Origin of the sequence: Parabacteroides sp. AF17-3, assembly GCF_003635445.1 — a bacterium.
Classification (GTDB): domain Bacteria; phylum Bacteroidota; class Bacteroidia; order Bacteroidales; family Tannerellaceae; genus Parabacteroides; species Parabacteroides goldsteinii.
Window position 1 is genome coordinate 194689 of record NZ_QTMM01000007.1, and the last position, 16446, is coordinate 211134.

31 protein-coding genes and 2 tRNA genes are annotated in these 16446 nt (G+C 33.3%); 31 read left to right on the top strand and 2 right to left on the bottom strand.

Annotation, left to right across the window (positions count from 1 at the left end; all coding sequences use genetic code 11):
* Positions 1-761: 761 nt before the first annotated feature.
* Positions 762-1097 carry a hypothetical protein gene (locus tag DWW91_RS11340; protein WP_122327772.1) on the bottom strand — a complete coding sequence of 112 codons (336 nt, stop codon included), beginning with the start codon at positions 1095-1097 and terminating at the stop codon, positions 762-764.
* Between the two features lie 1090 nt (positions 1098-2187).
* On the opposite strand from DWW91_RS11340, the gene DWW91_RS11345 reads away from it, so the two are divergent.
* From DWW91_RS11345 to DWW91_RS11420, 18 genes are all read left to right on the top strand, one after another.
* Positions 2188-2835, top strand: a complete 648-nt coding sequence (locus DWW91_RS11345) for a hypothetical protein (RefSeq protein WP_122327773.1) — start codon at positions 2188-2190, stop codon at positions 2833-2835.
* Between the two features lie 49 nt (positions 2836-2884).
* On the top strand, positions 2885-3109 hold the full coding sequence (locus tag DWW91_RS11350; RefSeq protein WP_147426544.1) for a DUF6722 family protein: 225 nt from the start codon (positions 2885-2887) through the stop codon (positions 3107-3109).
* Complete coding sequence (locus DWW91_RS27630) at positions 3106-3246, top strand: hypothetical protein (protein ID WP_158599439.1); 141 nt, start codon at positions 3106-3108, stop codon at positions 3244-3246. The genes DWW91_RS11350 and DWW91_RS27630 overlap by 4 nt, the downstream gene beginning before the upstream one ends.
* A gap of 83 nt (positions 3247-3329) precedes the next feature.
* A complete protein-coding gene (locus DWW91_RS11355; protein ID WP_122327775.1) occupies positions 3330-3863 on the top strand; it encodes a hypothetical protein in 534 nt (177 codons plus the stop codon).
* 12 nt (positions 3864-3875) lie between these two features.
* A complete protein-coding gene (locus DWW91_RS11360) occupies positions 3876-4100 on the top strand; it encodes a hypothetical protein (protein ID WP_122327776.1) in 225 nt (74 codons plus the stop codon).
* A gap of 13 nt (positions 4101-4113) precedes the next feature.
* The gene (locus DWW91_RS11365) at positions 4114-4335 is read left to right on the top strand and encodes a hypothetical protein (RefSeq protein ID WP_122327777.1); all 222 of its coding nucleotides are present in this window, start codon (positions 4114-4116) and stop codon (positions 4333-4335) included.
* Between the two features lie 248 nt (positions 4336-4583).
* Positions 4584-4799, top strand: a complete 216-nt coding sequence (locus tag DWW91_RS11370; protein WP_122327778.1) for a hypothetical protein — start codon at positions 4584-4586, stop codon at positions 4797-4799.
* Between the two features lie 154 nt (positions 4800-4953).
* Positions 4954-5850 carry a hypothetical protein gene (locus tag DWW91_RS11375; RefSeq protein WP_122327779.1) on the top strand — a complete coding sequence of 299 codons (897 nt, stop codon included), beginning with the start codon at positions 4954-4956 and terminating at the stop codon, positions 5848-5850.
* Positions 5851-5860: 10 nt separating this feature from the next.
* Positions 5861-6151 carry a hypothetical protein gene (locus DWW91_RS11380; protein WP_122327780.1) on the top strand — a complete coding sequence of 97 codons (291 nt, stop codon included), beginning with the start codon at positions 5861-5863 and terminating at the stop codon, positions 6149-6151.
* A gap of 157 nt (positions 6152-6308) precedes the next feature.
* A complete protein-coding gene (locus DWW91_RS11385) occupies positions 6309-7388 on the top strand; it encodes a hypothetical protein (RefSeq protein WP_147426545.1) in 1080 nt (359 codons plus the stop codon).
* A 12-nt stretch (positions 7389-7400) separates the two neighbouring features.
* On the top strand, positions 7401-7697 hold the full coding sequence (locus DWW91_RS11390; RefSeq protein WP_122327782.1) for a hypothetical protein: 297 nt from the start codon (positions 7401-7403) through the stop codon (positions 7695-7697).
* A 28-nt stretch (positions 7698-7725) separates the two neighbouring features.
* Positions 7726-7986, top strand: a complete 261-nt coding sequence (locus DWW91_RS11395; RefSeq protein WP_122327783.1) for a hypothetical protein — start codon at positions 7726-7728, stop codon at positions 7984-7986.
* Position 7987: 1 nt separating this feature from the next.
* A complete protein-coding gene (locus DWW91_RS27830) occupies positions 7988-8164 on the top strand; it encodes a hypothetical protein (protein ID WP_199722572.1) in 177 nt (58 codons plus the stop codon).
* Between the two features lie 17 nt (positions 8165-8181).
* A complete protein-coding gene (locus tag DWW91_RS11400) occupies positions 8182-8481 on the top strand; it encodes a hypothetical protein (protein WP_122327784.1) in 300 nt (99 codons plus the stop codon).
* 35 nt (positions 8482-8516) lie between these two features.
* Complete coding sequence (locus DWW91_RS11405) at positions 8517-8729, top strand: hypothetical protein (protein ID WP_122327785.1); 213 nt, start codon at positions 8517-8519, stop codon at positions 8727-8729.
* A gap of 8 nt (positions 8730-8737) precedes the next feature.
* Positions 8738-8965, top strand: a complete 228-nt coding sequence (locus DWW91_RS11410; protein WP_122327786.1) for a hypothetical protein — start codon at positions 8738-8740, stop codon at positions 8963-8965.
* Positions 8966-8968: 3 nt separating this feature from the next.
* Positions 8969-9340, top strand: coding sequence for a MucR family transcriptional regulator (locus DWW91_RS11415; protein ID WP_122327787.1), 372 nt, complete (start codon positions 8969-8971; stop codon positions 9338-9340).
* A 4-nt stretch (positions 9341-9344) separates the two neighbouring features.
* Entirely contained in the window at positions 9345-9731 is a 387-nt protein-coding gene (locus DWW91_RS11420) for a hypothetical protein (protein WP_122327788.1), read from the top strand.
* Between the two features lie 9 nt (positions 9732-9740).
* Here DWW91_RS11420 and DWW91_RS11425 read toward each other — a convergent pair whose 3' ends face one another.
* Positions 9741-9974 (bottom strand): helix-turn-helix domain-containing protein, encoded by a 234-nt coding sequence (locus DWW91_RS11425; RefSeq protein WP_122327789.1) that lies wholly within the window; start codon positions 9972-9974, stop codon positions 9741-9743.
* Positions 9975-10461: 487 nt separating this feature from the next.
* Here DWW91_RS11425 and DWW91_RS11430 point away from each other — a divergent pair, with 487 nt between their 5' ends.
* The 13 genes from DWW91_RS11430 to DWW91_RS11485 all read left to right on the top strand — a co-directional run bounded on the left by DWW91_RS11430 (position 10462) and on the right by DWW91_RS11485 (position 16331).
* A complete protein-coding gene (locus tag DWW91_RS11430) occupies positions 10462-10866 on the top strand; it encodes a hypothetical protein (RefSeq protein WP_122327790.1) in 405 nt (134 codons plus the stop codon).
* 24 nt (positions 10867-10890) lie between these two features.
* Positions 10891-11133, top strand: coding sequence for a hypothetical protein (locus DWW91_RS11435; protein ID WP_122327791.1), 243 nt, complete (start codon positions 10891-10893; stop codon positions 11131-11133).
* An 11-nt stretch (positions 11134-11144) separates the two neighbouring features.
* Positions 11145-11315 (top strand): hypothetical protein, encoded by a 171-nt coding sequence (locus DWW91_RS27635; RefSeq protein WP_158599440.1) that lies wholly within the window; start codon positions 11145-11147, stop codon positions 11313-11315.
* Positions 11308-11562 carry a hypothetical protein gene (locus tag DWW91_RS11440; RefSeq protein WP_147426547.1) on the top strand — a complete coding sequence of 85 codons (255 nt, stop codon included), beginning with the start codon at positions 11308-11310 and terminating at the stop codon, positions 11560-11562. The genes DWW91_RS27635 and DWW91_RS11440 overlap by 8 nt, the downstream gene beginning before the upstream one ends.
* A 99-nt stretch (positions 11563-11661) precedes the next feature.
* Entirely contained in the window at positions 11662-11937 is a 276-nt protein-coding gene (locus DWW91_RS11445; protein ID WP_122327793.1) for a hypothetical protein, read from the top strand.
* A 10-nt stretch (positions 11938-11947) separates the two neighbouring features.
* Positions 11948-12172, top strand: coding sequence for a hypothetical protein (locus tag DWW91_RS11450; RefSeq protein ID WP_122327794.1), 225 nt, complete (start codon positions 11948-11950; stop codon positions 12170-12172).
* Positions 12173-12445: 273 nt separating this feature from the next.
* Positions 12446-12994, top strand: a complete 549-nt coding sequence (locus tag DWW91_RS11455) for a hypothetical protein (protein ID WP_122327795.1) — start codon at positions 12446-12448, stop codon at positions 12992-12994.
* A 36-nt stretch (positions 12995-13030) separates the two neighbouring features.
* On the top strand, positions 13031-13432 hold the full coding sequence (locus DWW91_RS11460) for a ribonuclease H (protein WP_122327796.1): 402 nt from the start codon (positions 13031-13033) through the stop codon (positions 13430-13432).
* 192 nt (positions 13433-13624) lie between these two features.
* Positions 13625-14410: a hypothetical protein gene (locus DWW91_RS11465; protein ID WP_122327797.1), complete on the top strand. Its 786-nt coding sequence runs from the start codon at positions 13625-13627 to the stop codon at positions 14408-14410.
* Positions 14411-14547: 137 nt separating this feature from the next.
* Positions 14548-15198 (top strand): hypothetical protein, encoded by a 651-nt coding sequence (locus DWW91_RS11470; protein ID WP_122327798.1) that lies wholly within the window; start codon positions 14548-14550, stop codon positions 15196-15198.
* Between the two features lie 81 nt (positions 15199-15279).
* Positions 15280-15714: a hypothetical protein gene (locus tag DWW91_RS11475; protein WP_122327799.1), complete on the top strand. Its 435-nt coding sequence runs from the start codon at positions 15280-15282 to the stop codon at positions 15712-15714.
* Between the two features lie 182 nt (positions 15715-15896).
* Positions 15897-15967 (top strand) — tRNA-Glu (locus DWW91_RS11480).
* Between the two features lie 290 nt (positions 15968-16257).
* Positions 16258-16331, top strand: a tRNA-Met gene (locus DWW91_RS11485).
* Positions 16332-16446 lie beyond the last annotated feature (115 nt).

Genomic DNA, 16446 nt, shown 5'->3' on the forward strand with positions numbered 1-16446 from the left:
AGTTATATATAAAAGTTTTGTATTCTGGAGATGATAATTTATATAGGTTAATATAAAGGCGATTTCGTTGAAGGATAATTTGTTGTGAACTATTTATAAGGATCGTTTTAATAAATGATGAGCAATACTACGTTATATTTGAAATTATCTTCAGGAATGGTTTGGTGAGAGGTTTATTTTGGCCCTACCCTGGGTATAATTCACCAGTTTTGAGTGGGAGAGAAGCCTTAAAAACGGGACTTGAAATTAAAGGTCGGCAACATGTATGGAATCCGCTGCGCAAAGAGGGTACACCCTGTTATTTTTAATCACTTACTATTAAATTAATGTTTGTTTATTGATTTGTCTATTATGGTATATGGCTGTGCACTAATATGTTATGACCAAACGTTCACTTTTATAATAAGTGAACATGCTTGTAAGTAGGCTTTTTGCTTATATTGTGTATAACTGACACTAAATATATAAAACACTTGTTTTGTGACATATTGTCATGTTGTTTTGTCATGGCATGATTCGCTTCTTGTCTTGCATACTTACTATTAGTAACTATTGTGCTTCCTGGTAAGCACTATTGTTTAGTTGTTATCAGTCTGTTTGTCTCATTCCAGTTACTTTCTTTGTGCTTATATAATGTACGCGTATGTTATTATATTATTGTTCATTATCCTTATTAGCGTTTAAATATAATAGCATAGCAAAGGCACCTACAAAAAAGAGTATCCATTGCCACCAGCACCAATCAAACCCCATAATAGTAGTTATTTAGTTAGTTCTTTTTTTAGGTCTTCCTTTAGTTTATCAAATAGCCTATTATATTCATTCGGATTATCCAATATAGATGCTAAGTATTTATATTCAATTGTTTCGCCTTTTTTGTTGCAAATATTGTCAGGGGTGAAAATAGTATTGCCTAATAATGTGTTATAATCAACTTTGGTTTTTTCATGTAAGCGAATAAGTTGATTAATAGTTAATTCTGTTATATCCTTGTCATAATAAAGATAAACATTAGCGGGACTTTTTTTTCCTAATATATACGCTATATCGGTAGTATTTAATTGATACTTATCTTTTATGTCTTGTAACTTATTCATATACAGGGATATAAAATTTAATTAATAATTGTAAACACCATATTAGTGTTTGTTAACCACAAATATAGTGTGTGTTCCATAAAAACTATGTTACTTTGCATTGTCAACAAGAGATAACAACAACATCTCAAACTGACAAACTACCTTACAAGTGAGTAAGGACAAACACAAAAGTACTGATAAAAACTGATTCCTACAAAGGTCAAACAGGTATAATCTTTTAGCTAGTTGTATTTGACTGCAAATGTATCGTTCTTATACGCTATATAATACCATAAGGCAAAAGATTAAAGAACTACCTAAAGAACTGAAATAGGATAGAGGCAATAAAGTACAAAATGTATTGTAATGTTGAAAGCGAGATTTAAGGATTTAATCCTTTCGGTATTGCTAGATGATGATGTATTAAGAAAGAAAACAACGGCTAGACCGTTCCTAGTGTGACAGGCTAGGATAAAGTTCTTTGAAATGTTGAAAGTTAGAAAGTACAAATAACTAACAGAATTGTATATGTATGGAATAGAATGTTTGAAAGTACTTTATAATTGGAACGGTTTCCGTTTCTTCTTTATAAAACAACTCAAACATAAACGAAACATATCAGACGAAATAAAACCCGAATAGTCTGTAAAAAATGCAAGTATACTATATAAGTAACTGGAATGTTTTCGGTTAAAGTATAAGAATGTAGCAAAATGAATATACAAAGAGGTTGCATGTAGTATCGGTGTGTACGCATGGTTCCAGGTGAAGCTGGTTTGTACGGGAAAGGAATGTCTTAGAATGAATGATCGAGTATTCTATGACTGGTGGGTTATTAAGTTACGCCTAAAGAACGTGACCTCTAATAATTGGGAGTCTTTCTCAAATTTTCACACGAAAAAGTCTATAAAGGGTGAACTGTATAGGCTTGATTAGTGTCTTCTCGGATGAACTACCGTTACAAAATAACAGAATTGTCATTCTGTTATTTGGGTATGTTTTATCGTAACTTTTGCTTCTTTAGTCGGGTGCAAATATACGATAAAAATTTGTTCGATACAAATGTAGTTCGCAAATAACATAAACTTAAAATTTGGAGGATAGAATTATGACAACTAACGAAACAAACAATCAGGGTGTAGATTTTACAGTAGAACAAGTGTACAATATTCTTTACGGTATGACCGAAGAACGTTCGCGTATCTTTAAAAAGTATGATCTGGAGGATTATGCAAATTGGGGTATGGCACAAAAGAAAGAATACTTTGGAGGCAAAATAGTTATCTATACGTCAACCAAAGCGTATGTCATCCAGGATATCAAAGTAGAATCCGGGAACGATCCCGCTGCCGGTATTTGGAAAGCCTGGAAAAGTATGTTCATTCTTGCAGCTTCATTAGCTAAAGTTAAACAGAACATCAAAGAACTTGGTGGATCTATGCCATCTCTTATGCCGGTCAAAGGTGTTGTCGCAATGTATAACAACGAAGGCATCAATGTCTTTTCCAGTGATCTATATGGAGATTGTGCCGATAATATCCGGTTTGCACCAAAGTCAAAGGATATAAAAGAAGCAAGCAAACCTAAAGAAATTCGCGATTGTGGGTTCCGCCAGGCAAAAGCTATGTTTACTCTACTTGGTGCCGATAAGCTGATCCGTCAGTATAGATACGAAAAAGAGGAACCGAAAGCAATAATTCCAGCACTTCCTGAAGCTGTATTGATTGAAGAAGCTGAAGCAATTATCCTGAACTAATATAAATAATGGACGTGCCCTAAAAAGTACGTCCTTACTATGTCTATAAATGAATAATACGTATATTTGTATGGATAAAGACATGATGAAAGAACTCGGCAAGTATTTTATAGATTTGTCGAAGTATATAGTTACAAGCGTATTGATTTCCACCTTCTTTTCGAATAGTGGTAACGCTTTGTATCTAATCTGGATAGCTATTATGGTAGCTGCGTTATTCTTGATCTGGGGACTTGGATTTATGAAAACAGGAAAGAAAGGAACAAAGAAATGAATAGTACATTGTTTGCATTATTATTGATCGCCGCTATGGGAGGTAGTTTCTATTATTGGGCAAAATCTAAATGGGGACGTAAGTTCTTTGGGATAGATGAACCCGAAAAAGAACAAAGTAAGGAAGTTAGGAAATAATTCCAATCCATATTTATAGTTTGAAAGCATCTGCGAGAAATCGTAGGTGCTTTTTTATGTCTAAAATTTAAATTAAAATAGTCATGGAAATTAAGATTACAAAAACAAATACAATTAAAACGAAGTATAATTTAGGGGTTTATGTGTATGTATATGAAGGTTTTGAGATAAAGCGTAGAAAAATTGTTTCAATTGTATACGGAGATATTTCCGCCAGGTTAAAGCGAACATATACAGAGTACTACAATAACAATGAGGTTAACTCTAGATATGCCTATGAACTTACAACAGGCCAAATATACTCTGAGGATGAACTGTTCAAAACAGAATCAGAGTTGAAAGAACGATTGCTGTGTAACTTCTCCAGCATGTTCAGAAGACAGGACATAGTTGATGCAGCATTAAATAATCCTGCAATTATGTGTAGTATTAAACAATTGATGAAAGGTGATTTGTGTGAAGTGGTAAGGCAAGAACTACGCGAAAAACTCTTGGAGCCTGTAAAACAAGAAATAGCATCTAAAATTCTTCCAGGTATTGTTGAAGAGGTGAAAAGTGATGTCCGCAAAAAGTTTGCAGTAACATTTAATGAATTCACAGATCGTTGTATGGCTTAAATCTAATTGAATATGAAAACTAAAATATTACTCTCCGTTCTTTGCGGAATACTCGCAATCTCAAATATTGTAATCTATGTATCCTTTCAGAAGGATGAGCAAACAGTAAAGAACCCAAGCGATTATACAAACTTCAATGTATATGAGTCTGAATTTGAAGGAACACCGTATTTGATCTTTGTTCAGGACGGTAAAGTAGTCGGAGTTGTACATGATCCGAAAGATTATATGGAGTAAAATTGGGAATAATATGAAAAATTTGATATTCTTCGTAATTATCCTGATCCTTATAATTCTGGTAGGATCTTGGGAGTTTCATATAACTGAACAGGAACGCTTACAAAATATACCAGATATTGTATATGAACACATCTATCTCAAACTTGGAGATGGCTGCACTGATTCTGAAATCTTAGAGTATTATGATGCCCATAGAGCAGAATGCAATAAAGTTGAGTTAGAAGATTTTTGACTCTTCTTGCACAAACGATCCAGCGTTTATAACAAATATGTTATCCGGAGGCAGATTTTCCGGATGTGAACTACTTTTCTAAACGGTCGTGATGATCGCTACATATCCTACCAATTTTTAGTACAACAATCACCAGAGTATGTCAGGGGCATGTAAAGATTACTTAGCTGTAATCTACCTGGGATTGTTGTAACCTTTCTTGAAGGATATGTAAAACTCTGAATACAAAACAATAAATATAATATAAAATGAATTTAAACAAGTATTATTTAGCCTGGAAAGATGGCGCAAAAGCTAAAGTAATAGCCCGTACAATGAACGAAGATGGATTATGTCTTCATGCTTACGGTAGAACAGTAGAATCATATCACTTATATCAATGTGGAGAACTTCTTCCTGGTGAAGGTTGGAAGGAATTGTCTATTAAGGGAGATATGGTGTCAAAGATAATAGCATTAGTATAAAATGTGTGTTTTTCATGGTATTTATGTTGGCCGCAATTGTCTGAGAAGATAGTTGCGGTTTTTATCTCTAAGCGTGAACAGATATTCTGGAGGAACGTGTGTCATTCGATTGATGTTAGGGAACAAATTAATATAACGATTAAACTAAAATAATATGGAAACTGTAAATAAATTGACTTACTTTAAAACTAATTATTATACAGAGGATGGTGAACAATATAGGATCATTACAAAGGTTTCTTTGGATGATGATTGCCATAATAATATGTGCGACTGGAGTATAACAGCAGATATTGATTGTAAAAATAAATATGATAGATATATAGACTATATGGGGGGATGCTGCCATAAAGAGATCATAAAACATTGTCCAGAGTTAGCGAAATTTATTCCGTTGCACTTATCCAATCATTATGGTGCTCCAATGTATCCGGAAGCGAATGGTACATATCACGCAAAGAAAAGTGGGATGAAAGTAACTATGGAGTATTTGCGTATTTCAGAAGAAGAATATGTAGAGCTTTCCAGTGCATCTGATGATAAACTGTATTTTAAATATCAGCTTTTCAATTTAGGTATAGTTTATCGCTGGAAGAGAGAGTCGGATGTGCTTATAGAAGAACTTGAAAAACTATCTGGAAAGAAGTGGGTTAATCCATATAAACCGGAGGAAGAAAGATTCACCCTAAAATTGACTGAAGAAGAAAAATTGTTGATAGAAGATCGTATTCGCAATGATTATTATTCTGTGTCAAATATCGAAAAGCGCAAGGAAGAGGCACATCAAGCCGCTATCGCTAAAGAGAGAGCCAATATCTGTAAGAGGTTCGATGAAAAGATTTTAGAAGCAGAAACCGAGAAGAAAATATATCTGTATGTTTTAGATCATGGACTTCCTATAGACAATATGATCTTTTATTCCCATAAAAATACCGTAGTATTTAACTGGAGGGACTATGGCGATAAAATAACACAAGGAGAGTTTGTGAATTTTGTCACCAATATTGATTATTCACAGCTTCCTGAAGGTATCAAGTTTGAAATAAAATAAGAAGATAATTATGGAAAAATTAAATTTTGAAACTCTGTTAAGCATCGTAATGTGGGATTACAATCGTAATTCACTTACAGGGGAATCTCTCAGTCTTGATATATTTTGTGAGAAGTATGGAAATGTTATGGGTAAACATTACTATAAAAAATTCATCTTTGAATTTGATGGAAATATTTTGAAAATGATAGGATACTTTCGCGGAGAAAATAAGGAAGGTCAAATCTTTTGCGATATGGTTACGGATTGTATAGAAAAGTATCAACAAAGGATGGCTGAAAGGAATAAGACTAATAAGTAATAATTTATTACATATTATTTAATCAAGCTGGTAGAATATTTTTTCTACTGGCTTTCTTTTTATCTGGAGGGTAGTTGTGAATTTTATATAAAAGATGGACAGCTATTCACTCCTTGATGTCTTCAATAACACTATTTGATATTAAAACTTAACTGATATGAATAATAAGATGGTAGCTCACTTATGGGCAAATGAAAAGCAAGATTCCGCAACTGGTAGCAATTTCTATTTTGAAGGAACAAGTATATATTCTTATGGTCGTCATTTTGAGGCTGGTCGTATTGTGCGAAATAATCGTGGCGAGAAAGCTTATCTTGTTAATACAAGTCGGTATTTACTTGATAATGGTAGATGTTCAAAGGTAACGTCTTCTAAACACATGCCTAAAGTTTGGGGAGCTATACCAACCGGGAGTTTAACTTTTGGCATGGAAGAGCTTTCTGAAGGTGGAATGCTATATGTAGTAAAACAACTGGAAGCTATTAAAAACTCAGCAGAGAGATACAAGAAAGCCAGAACTGAAATCTCCTATCACGCTATATGGGAACCTTTTACAAGCTTGATGGCTTACATTGGGTTCTTTGATCTTGGAACCCCAAAACAGTTGCTTAAAAAGAGCGTAAATGAATGGCTTGGAACAAAACACGAATTAGCATGGAAATCTGATAAAGTGAAACGGGAATATGTTCGTGAACTGAAACGTATCTTCCAGATTATGTTAAATCATCAATCACTGGGTATTCTGGGTACAGTAAATGTGATTGTTGATGAAATATGTGGGGAAGGGACATGGATTAGCTATATCGAGAGATGTCAAAAGTTTCGTGCTGCCCAAGAAGATCGGGAGTCTAAAAGAATAGAAAAAGCAAGGGTTGAAAATGAAGCCCGAAAGAAAACATTGGAAGAAAGAATCCAGATGTGGAAGGCTGGTGAAATCAGGGAGTTAAATAATCCGGTGATATATGATAGAAATGAACCTAACGTTTGGCTTCGTATCAAAAATGGAAAAGTTGAAACAAGTAAGGGGATTGAATTATCTCAATCTGAAGCTGAAAGGCTTTGGAAACGTATTAAGTCTTTCCATGATGGTGCTCAATTTCAACATGATTTAGCAAGAGATTCTTCGGGTCACAATTGGGCTTTTAATAATTATCAAAGCGATATGCTTACTGCTGGATGTCACCGTATCGCTTACAGTGAAATGGAAGAGATAGCAATGAAGTTAGGGTTTATGTAAAAAAAAGGAGCTATGAGGTCGAATTTTGAATTATGGAAGGAAGGTAAGCTATCTATGTTTATCGTGTCATTCACAATTAATGGTGTGAATGGGTCTGATAATATAACGTATTCTGACGCTGAAGCAAAGGAGTATTTATCCAAATGCTGTAACGAATTTGCAGAAACAGGTTTTGAAGGTTTATTAGAGATAAGGATTTACAACCCAGACTTGGGAGACAGATGTCAATATGATAATGAAGATCAAATATTTGAGGATTGTGATTACTTATATATAGAGCCTTATTTTTCTGAGACAAAGAAATTGTAGATGATTTATTAGTTAAAAATAAAAAGCCATGAAAAAGAAATATGATAAACAATATATAGAATCTGCAAATAAGAGGATTTGGGAAATTCTAAACGATAAGAAAGAATACGATGACTGGACGCAGATTTGTTTCTCAATGAAAGATGCAGTTCAAGCAGCAGCGGATATTTTCGGATGTTCCTCTGATGAAGAAATACATAAGCTTTATTGCTTCATCCGTGAGATGGTCTATAAAGAAACTGAGAATATCCAGACATTTGATATTTTCTTTAAAAAGAAGGAGGCATGATATGGAAAAATACCGTGTAACAATTGAGTTGGACACTTTTGAAATTTTAGTGTCTGCTAAAAATAAGACGGAAGCTAAGAAAAAAGCTATTGAGAAGCTTCAGAAAAAGAAAATATCAATTTTGATCCGAAGAGGATGGCCTGATAATAAAAAACAAATTTTCATTGATGAAGAATAACTAAAATCAAGAAAGTAATGAATATAGAGGAAGCAATATCATTTGATGATATTTCCGATGATAGAATATTAATTGGAGACTGCCGTATTTTCTATTCGAATATCCACTCTCTTAAGGAATTTGGCAATTATAGTAACTGTCAGGTATTTGTTTACTTATTCGGAAGCGATGAAGGGCAAAGATTATGGATGTGCTTTGTTGAAGATGCACATAGAGATATTTACAAATTATTCTTTGAATACCTAAATAATGAACAAAAATTCGTTTTGACTGCAAATATCTTGAAGAATAGGGATTTGAAAATGGCAGCGCTTTAATATAACTAAAAACAATTTAAAAAGGAGTAAAAAAAATGACTGACGAAAAAATAAAAGAATTTAAGCAAGAATTGGCTCAATTGCTTATTAAGTATGATGTTAGTATTGCTTTTACGTGCGGAGAATGTTGCGACACGGAGGGGTTTTATGATGATCAAGTGATCATACAAGAAAATGAATCTCGTCAAAATATTGTAGAGGCGGGTGATTGGTGGCTGATGGCAAGTGATTTATTAGAGGATAAATAATAAAAAATATGAAAAATAAAATTAGTGTAACAAAGATCAAGAAAGGACTTTCAGCTCTACATGTAAATTATGGGAGTTTTTGCATAATCAGTAAAATAAATGATCTTACTGTGGAAATCCATATTCATTATATCTCTTGGATTCGTGATGATATTGAAACCGTATTGAATTTTCTCCGGGAGAATTATGGTATAGAAGAAAGGCTTAATAATAATTATTTGATAACTGAGAGGTAGATTATGAACTCTGTTGAAAAAGATCATCCTAATTATGGGGAGATAATCAAAACTCCTGATGGTCGCTTAGTTTGTCATATTTGTGGAAAGGCGTATAATAAGCTTGGAGCACATGTTGTACAAAAACATAAGATTACATCCTATGATTACAAAAAGATATTTGGATTAAATGTTTCTATCGGACTTATTTCAGATAATCATAGAGAACATTTACATGATATGGCTATTAAAAATTATGATGTAGTCGTTAAGGAAAATCTACTAAAGAAGGGGGTTAATACACGATATGTGATAGGCTCCAAAGGTCGAACTCGTGAACAATTGTCAGAGCAATCATTACGTATGTTGAAAAAAAGGAGATTTAATAAAAGATAGAATTATGTGTATCACAAATTGGCATGGCTTAGATCCAGAGAAAGAGATTTGTTTGTTAAAATATGGTTTGTTGGTCCGCTGGGATAGAAGGAGTAAATCTTACCAATGTTTATATAAGGTTTCAAGAAACAAATGGGGGGTAAGTAATATAACTCCCAACCAATTAGATAATATACTTTTTGAAGATTGGTTTGAAATTGAGAATTTGCAGAAATTTACCGGCACTCCACTTAGTGTGTGGATAGGTTTGTCGTTTGAAAAGAAACTTTATAACCTTATAAATTTTTGTGGACCTATCGATGTGTTCGGAACAATCTACAATTTTTCATCAACTCGCGAAGCCTGTAAATTAGCTAGGGTTGATTTCTCTCCAGAATATTCAATGATATAAGGCGTAGATTTAATCTAAGTCTTGCTCAATGTCTTTTAAAAAATCAGATATGCTGACATTGAAGTATTTACATAGTGTCATCAAAGTGGTAATTTTAATATTTTCATTCCCTTGCTCGATACGGCCAATTGACACATTGGTATTATAATATACCTCGCGCTGTGACTTATTGTTCTTGTCGCGTAACTCTTTGATACGTTGAACAATACGGCTAATGATAATATGTTCTTTATCTGTCAGCATTTTGTAATAACAAAGAACATCATCATTTAGAATTAAAACGCTATCGCGTACATTAGCATAATGCAAAATAATGTTTATATTTGCACTGTCAAACGAATTTAAAACATGAATATACACAGCTTACTTTTCAAGGCAATAGGATTATTAATCATTGGCTATTGTATTTATATATTATTAATGCTTGTATATGAGGTGGTTAAGAAATATTCTAAAGGAAAAGGAGAATAATAAATTAATTTTTTTCAAGGTTCGTTCCTTGAAAATTGAGTGTAAAAGTCCTTCGCAGTGATGCGCGGGACTTTTTTTATGGTGTGTCGTGCATGGCAATTTACTTGGTAGTGCAAGTCCACTATGGGGTATGTAGCGACCAACCATTAACTTAACAGGGGGCATTGTAAGGTGGAATCTGAAGGAAATCATTATGTCTGAATTACCATAACTGATGGTTGATGATAAAGAGTTTGAAATTGATTAAAAACTAAAAAACATGAACAAAATTGACAGATTAACTAAACTCGTCTCTGATGCAGACGAAGCGTATGAACAGTCCGTTATTGGTGTCTTAGACGAAATAGCTCCTGGCTTAGATATGGAATCAAGACAGAAGATTGCTGAAAAGATTTGCTGGAATAGATACGGATATAGCAGTATTGATGAAGTCATATTAATGCATGATGGTAGAGCTTTCGATAATCCTGCTTTAACAGATATCCTCACAGAACGAATCCAGAAGACAAGAAAGGAGAATAAAGAACTGGAACCGGATATTGATAAGCGCTATTGGTGCGAAACATGCGGATCGCATTCACATGAAACGAATCCTAACACAGGGTATTGTTTCAATTGTAATACTGACAATTGGGAGCCGGAAAATTATAGAGATGTAATATAATTCTATATTAAAAATAACTGAATCATGGGATATTATCCAGACAAGAGTCAAATTCCAAAAGGGTTTGAGGAATGGACGTTTTTCAACATGCCGGAAGATGGGGAAGTCGTGCAAGTACTAAGATACGGTAAAGTAGAAAGAATGAAGTTCAACAAACCGTATATGGCGTTTAATCCTCCATGTAATTATTCGAGATTAGGAGACGGATGGAGTTTAGGAACTATGTATCAAGAAGGTATAACACATTTTAAAAGAATCAATAACTAAAAATAAATGTTATGAAAGAGATAGTAAAACCAAGGTTTGAAGAAATAAAAGCAAATATCAATCAAGCTATCATGCTTCTTTCTCATTCTGACCAAATTGAGGTACTAGATAATTTGAGTAGTTGGTGTCGCAAAGAAGCTGATTGCTTGGAAAATGAACTATATAATGAATCTGATGAATAAGAAGAATTATAAAAAAGTAGAGGACGCTTTATCAGACTTGAAATCAATTCAGGAGAAAATGCGCCCTATCTATAAAGAAATAAAGTCTTTGAAGGATATCAAAAAAAGTATATCAACTATAAAAGATGATGATAGTATTGATCAGTGTATTAACGAGATCGATCTGATAATTGAAAATTTGGATAATATTCAAACAAGTTTTGGTGATTTTGTTGATTTACTTGAAAATATAGAATCTGATGATTAAAATTAATAATAAATGCATTTAAAGAAAAACAAATACTATTAACTTTCCTTTTGCTATAAAAAGGCTACTTTAGCATTATTAATAACAATCGATATAATTATGAGAGAGGAGATATTTAGAGCGTACAATGAGGCTAAGATCGATGATGATTCAATTGTTTTTTTTAGAGTAAACAATTATTATGTTGCATTATTTGATGATGCTAAAAAGGTTAGTAATGAATTACATATACCTTTGTTGACTAAAAATATAGACGATAGTGATATTATTTATATAGTGATCCAAGAGGATAATCTTGTTTCAGTACTAGTGCGATTAGACAGATGTACAGAAGGAAATTACAAATTAATAGAAACTGTTGAATTTATTTTGTAAATATATTTTGATGAGAAATAGTAATAAAGAAACCACTAGATCTTCATTCTGGTGGTTTTTAATTTTAGTGTTTGGTCCTATTTCAATGTTGTGGGAAAATTGTAGTTATCGACCCATAGTTCAAAAAAGAAATGCTTTGATTGAAGTGAATTGTTCAAATGTAAAGACTATGTCTGATAAAGAAATTGAACTCGCTTACCAATATGGTGTTGATAATGGCTGGTTTAAAAAATAATATTTCAAACTATTTTTAATATGAATGGTAAATTTAAATTAATATATGACGATTCTTGGTATTGTGTTGAAAATTAATATTTTATATAATAAACTATACAAAATATTAATTACTTCTTTGGTGAAGAATTATTATAAATGATGTTATTATAAAGTGCTAAAACACAATATTTTATGTTGAAAATATTATCAAATAAGTTTGCTTTTCTCGTTTTTATATCGCTATCTTTGCAGAGTCGAATTGAGAGAGTAAATCGATTAATTATATAATCAAATGGCAATAGAAGAAGTTAAGAAAAAACAGTTGAAGACTAAATTAAAATTTAAAGAACACGAGTGTACAGGAGAATTGGTAGCTTGGGCATTTTGGGACAAAACTTTAAAATCTCTTCGCGGAGTTAATGAAGATAATGAAAGCAAAAAAAGAATTTGTATATTGTCTCCAGAATTGAAGGAAAAAGATCTTGTTAAGCCTGGTATTTTGTATTCTGTATTAGTTCATTCTAGTACCAACAGATCAAGCTACATTGTTGATTCTGTCAAAGCGTACAAGTTTAAAGCGAAACTTGAGACACAAATTATCAAGAAATGTTTTTATCAAACTATAATCACGATCGGAAATCAGAAGGTTTATTATAATCCTTTCGATGGAAAGTCCGAATATAGTAGAACACTGGATGGAGTATTGGAACTATTGCAAGAAAGAGACGATATTCTTAATAAGGAAGAGATTATTAATGCACTTAAGCGCAGTGCAAGGACCGTTAACAAATACATGGAGGCTGATGGGTATATCTTACCATCTAAAAAGAAAGCTGTTTAAAACGCCAACAAACGATATTATATTGAATGCTTCACAATGATTGGTGAAGTTCCAACCAAGGGCATAACGTGTGATGCTGCACATTCTATAAAACATGGTGTCACAGAATATCAAGCCCACGATCTAAAGTCTGGAGATCGTATATTCTACAAAAATCTGGGTAATCAGACAGTTAACATAGGTGAGTTTTTAGCAATAGTTGATTCAATCAAATACATAATAGAGACCAACTACCCAGATAAAATCATTTATTCTGATAGTATTACCGCAATAACTTGGATTAAAAATAAGAAGACTGCTTCAAACAAACGTAATAATGATTTGAAGAAGGCTGAAATATATCTTCGTGTTATGAGTTATGATGTGGACAAAATAAAAATTGTTCACTGGAATAACAAACTATGGGGAGAAATTCCTAGTGATTTTGGTAACAAATAAATAATCATTTAAATATTAGTATTATGTACAGGCTAATAATTGTGTCTGTTGGGTTCCTGTTGTTTCTATACTATGCTCATGTTATAGCATTTCTTTTTGGTATAGTTAAAAGTATAGGTAGTAACAAAAAAGTAACCTTATGGAAATGTTTAGTGCCTTTTTATTTTTGGATAAATTTAAAATAACAAACAAATGAGCGATCAAAAGAAGAAAATTATTGGAATTGTAGTAATTATTATCGCGTTTTTAACTCTAGTTACACTTCCTAAATGTGGGGAAGATGTAAGGAATGAGGAAATTGTAATTAATCAGGTCCCTTTGTCTGGTGAATTGGAATATTGGACAACGCCAGGATTTAAGTATCAGGGATGGGGACGAACTACATCTTATTATAAAACGAACCAAATTTGGTTTAACGAACTTGAAAAGTATAAAGATGATAAGGGGAATGTAATGTTGCGGCCAACCGGTGATAATCCCGCTCTTCCTATTACTTATAATGATAAAGGAAAGGGATATGTATTAGGTAGCGTGAGAGTAGAACTTCCTACAGATACTAAAAGTTTGAACCGTATTCAAACTCATTATGGCTCAATGGATAGGTTGATTAATGATCTTATCAAACCTACTCTAGGAAAAGTAATACTTGCTTGTGGCCCTTTAATGACTTCATTAGAATCTGTAAGTGAAAAGAGAACTGATCTTATCGCTTATGCAACAGACCAATTGAATTATGGAGTCTATAAGACAATGGTTAGAGAAATGGAATCCTTCGATCAGTTGACAAACGAAAAGAAGATAATAAAGGTCGCAAGTCTAATTACTGACTCTATTTCTCCTAATGGTTATAAACGACAAGAAGAATCACCGTTTGCATATTATGGTCTGAAGGTTTCTCAGTTATCGATCTCTGACATGGAGTATGAACAGGCAACTATTGACCAGATTAATAAGCAGAGAGAAGCTGACATGTCTTAACATAATAGGACCTTTACGTAGCAATACGTATAGCAAAGGCTTTTAATTGCTGGAAAATCCTTATTGATAGCTGTATATAAGGACAATCAGCAGCCAAGCACTAAATAACAATAGCAATCATATTAAAACCAAGGCCAATGAAGTATTTATTTAACGTCGGTGATAAAGTTGACAACTTTACACTTTTAGAACATATTAGAATTGAAACTGCTGCAGGTAATAAAGAGTGGCGGTGGAAATGTGTAGATGAAAATAGTATATATTATTATATGCGATCAAGAGCACTTTATCTAAAAGCTCAAAAAGCACAAAAGGAAATAGATAGAGTAGCTAATAGTCATTATTATGAGAAAATGGGATTAAATCAGATGGGTTTGCGAAGAAAAGTATTTGGAGAATATATTTCTAATGCAGCGCGAAGATGTATTCCTATGAATTTAAAGTTTGAAGAGTTTAATCAGTTAATTAACGAAGATTGCTATTATTGTGGATCTCACCCGTATGTACATGAAAGTTTAATACCTAGAGCCAACAAAGCAGAACCAATGCTAAGGCACAATGGTATTGATAGACTTGATTCAAGTATTGGTTATGAGAAATTCAATTGTGTTCCTTGTTGTTTCAAATGTAATAGGGCAAAAGATACTATGGGTTCTAAAGAGTTCATAGATCACATTGAAAAAATACACAATCATATATTTAGTGAAGGTTCAACGACTATCCTGAAAGGGAGTACATCTGAAATGTATGCAGATGGAAAAGGAGCCTCTCCTCATTCAATCGAATAGGAGAATGATATAGTCTAATCTATATGGTAACATATAGCAGTCGCGAGACGCAACAAGTGTTATGAACTTGTTGGAATATAAATGATAGTTACAGCTAAGGCCAAGGCTCTTGAAGCAGTACAATTGAGGGTTCAGGCCGAAGAAGAGGGTAAGAGAGACGCAGAAAAAGCACGTTGGAAACAAGAAGAGATTAAAGCTGTAGAAGTAACTAAAGCGCAGCAGGCATATGAAGTTGCATCTCTTCAAGCAAAAGAAGCAGATGAAAAAGCAAAGAAAATCATTGCGGAAGGTAGAGCAGAAGCAGAAGCTAATCGATTGAAAGTACAGGCAGGTCTTACTCCACAAGAAAAGGCAGAATGGGAATATAAGACAACTGTAGGAGTTGCCGAAGCATTGTCTAAATCAAATGTACGTTGGGTTCCAGAAATTATGATGGGTAATACTGGAGGCGGAAATTCAATGGATGCTGTTGGATTGAAAATGATGTTAGATATAGCAAATCAGATGAAGAAATAATTTAATATTAATAGTAGTAAGTAATTAACTTGAATAAACCGATTTATTATGGGATTTGAATGGGAATGGTGGCAATACATTTTATTTATTGTCGGTTGTTTACTATCGTGTAGAATAAATTCAGATTCAGATCAACACTAAATTTTGATTCTGGAGTAATATTACGGTGATAATTACTCCGAGGAGGGATAGTTTAATGGTAGAACGACAGATTTTCATTCTGACAGTATCGGTTCGAATCCGGTTCCCTTTACAGCAATATGGATGTGTTATTATCCTGCTGGTTCGTGAGAATAGGTAGGTTCTTTAAAATGACTGGATGGCGGAATTGGTAGACGCGAATGAACGGTAGTAATTTGATAGGAGAGTGAAGCGGGTATTCGAGTCCCCAAACTTAGAGGTTCGACTCCTCCAAGTGCAGGTGCAATAGCTCTTAATCGTAGAGGTTCAAGTCCTTTTTCCAGTTACATCAATCAAGTAATAAATATGTCTTTGAAAACATATTTTGGTAACGATGCGCCTGTGAAGGTGTAAGTTACTTTCGCTCCTTTAACTCAGTTGGTCAGAGTAGATCCCTCATAAGGATAAGGTCATTGGTTCAAGTCCGATAAGGAGCACGAAAAATATACATTAAAAAGAGAATATATGAAAATAGAAATGTTAATCAAAGTTAACGGGGGGGGGGGGGAAATTCCCTTCTAAATCAAGGCGTAGCCAATCTTTTGAAAAGGA

Excerpts from the sequence above, each read along its gene's own strand:
- DWW91_RS11375 (WP_122327779.1), top strand. The coding sequence starts at position 4,954 with ATGGAAACTGTAAATAAATTGACTTACTTTAAAACTAATTATTATACA.
- DWW91_RS11355 (WP_122327775.1), top strand. The coding sequence starts at position 3,330 with ATGGAAATTAAGATTACAAAAACAAATACAATTAAAACGAAGTATAAT.
- DWW91_RS11385 (WP_147426545.1), top strand. The coding sequence starts at position 6,309 with ATGAATAATAAGATGGTAGCTCACTTATGGGCAAATGAAAAGCAAGAT.
- DWW91_RS11410 (WP_122327786.1), top strand. The coding sequence starts at position 8,738 with ATGAAAAATAAAATTAGTGTAACAAAGATCAAGAAAGGACTTTCAGCT.
- DWW91_RS11390 (WP_122327782.1), top strand. The coding sequence starts at position 7,401 with ATGAGGTCGAATTTTGAATTATGGAAGGAAGGTAAGCTATCTATGTTT.
- DWW91_RS11350 (WP_147426544.1), top strand. The coding sequence starts at position 2,885 with ATGAATAATACGTATATTTGTATGGATAAAGACATGATGAAAGAACTC.
- DWW91_RS11435 (WP_122327791.1), top strand. The coding sequence starts at position 10,891 with ATGGGATATTATCCAGACAAGAGTCAAATTCCAAAAGGGTTTGAGGAA.
- DWW91_RS11365 (WP_122327777.1), top strand. The coding sequence starts at position 4,114 with ATGAAAAATTTGATATTCTTCGTAATTATCCTGATCCTTATAATTCTG.
- DWW91_RS11360 (WP_122327776.1), top strand. The coding sequence starts at position 3,876 with ATGAAAACTAAAATATTACTCTCCGTTCTTTGCGGAATACTCGCAATC.
- DWW91_RS11400 (WP_122327784.1), top strand. The coding sequence starts at position 8,182 with ATGAATATAGAGGAAGCAATATCATTTGATGATATTTCCGATGATAGA.
- DWW91_RS11470 (WP_122327798.1), top strand. The coding sequence starts at position 14,548 with ATGAAGTATTTATTTAACGTCGGTGATAAAGTTGACAACTTTACACTT.
- DWW91_RS11460 (WP_122327796.1), top strand. The coding sequence starts at position 13,031 with ATGATTGGTGAAGTTCCAACCAAGGGCATAACGTGTGATGCTGCACAT.
- DWW91_RS27830 (WP_199722572.1), top strand. The coding sequence starts at position 7,988 with ATGGAAAAATACCGTGTAACAATTGAGTTGGACACTTTTGAAATTTTA.
- DWW91_RS11395 (WP_122327783.1), top strand. The coding sequence starts at position 7,726 with ATGAAAAAGAAATATGATAAACAATATATAGAATCTGCAAATAAGAGG.
- DWW91_RS11445 (WP_122327793.1), top strand. The coding sequence starts at position 11,662 with ATGAGAGAGGAGATATTTAGAGCGTACAATGAGGCTAAGATCGATGAT.
- DWW91_RS11405 (WP_122327785.1), top strand. The coding sequence starts at position 8,517 with ATGACTGACGAAAAAATAAAAGAATTTAAGCAAGAATTGGCTCAATTG.
- DWW91_RS11370 (WP_122327778.1), top strand. The coding sequence starts at position 4,584 with ATGAATTTAAACAAGTATTATTTAGCCTGGAAAGATGGCGCAAAAGCT.
- DWW91_RS11340 (WP_122327772.1), bottom strand. The coding sequence starts at position 1,097 with ATGAATAAGTTACAAGACATAAAAGATAAGTATCAATTAAATACTACC.
- DWW91_RS11450 (WP_122327794.1), top strand. The coding sequence starts at position 11,948 with ATGAGAAATAGTAATAAAGAAACCACTAGATCTTCATTCTGGTGGTTT.
- DWW91_RS11440 (WP_147426547.1), top strand. The coding sequence starts at position 11,308 with ATGAATAAGAAGAATTATAAAAAAGTAGAGGACGCTTTATCAGACTTG.
- DWW91_RS11455 (WP_122327795.1), top strand. The coding sequence starts at position 12,446 with ATGGCAATAGAAGAAGTTAAGAAAAAACAGTTGAAGACTAAATTAAAA.
- DWW91_RS11420 (WP_122327788.1), top strand. The coding sequence starts at position 9,345 with ATGTGTATCACAAATTGGCATGGCTTAGATCCAGAGAAAGAGATTTGT.
- DWW91_RS11475 (WP_122327799.1), top strand. The coding sequence starts at position 15,280 with ATGATAGTTACAGCTAAGGCCAAGGCTCTTGAAGCAGTACAATTGAGG.
- DWW91_RS11415 (WP_122327787.1), top strand. The coding sequence starts at position 8,969 with ATGAACTCTGTTGAAAAAGATCATCCTAATTATGGGGAGATAATCAAA.
- DWW91_RS27630 (WP_158599439.1), top strand. The coding sequence starts at position 3,106 with ATGAATAGTACATTGTTTGCATTATTATTGATCGCCGCTATGGGAGGT.
- DWW91_RS11425 (WP_122327789.1), bottom strand. The coding sequence starts at position 9,974 with ATGCTGACAGATAAAGAACATATTATCATTAGCCGTATTGTTCAACGT.
- DWW91_RS11465 (WP_122327797.1), top strand. The coding sequence starts at position 13,625 with ATGAGCGATCAAAAGAAGAAAATTATTGGAATTGTAGTAATTATTATC.
- DWW91_RS11345 (WP_122327773.1), top strand. The coding sequence starts at position 2,188 with ATGACAACTAACGAAACAAACAATCAGGGTGTAGATTTTACAGTAGAA.
- DWW91_RS11430 (WP_122327790.1), top strand. The coding sequence starts at position 10,462 with ATGAACAAAATTGACAGATTAACTAAACTCGTCTCTGATGCAGACGAA.
- DWW91_RS11380 (WP_122327780.1), top strand. The coding sequence starts at position 5,861 with ATGGAAAAATTAAATTTTGAAACTCTGTTAAGCATCGTAATGTGGGAT.
- DWW91_RS27635 (WP_158599440.1), top strand. The coding sequence starts at position 11,145 with ATGAAAGAGATAGTAAAACCAAGGTTTGAAGAAATAAAAGCAAATATC.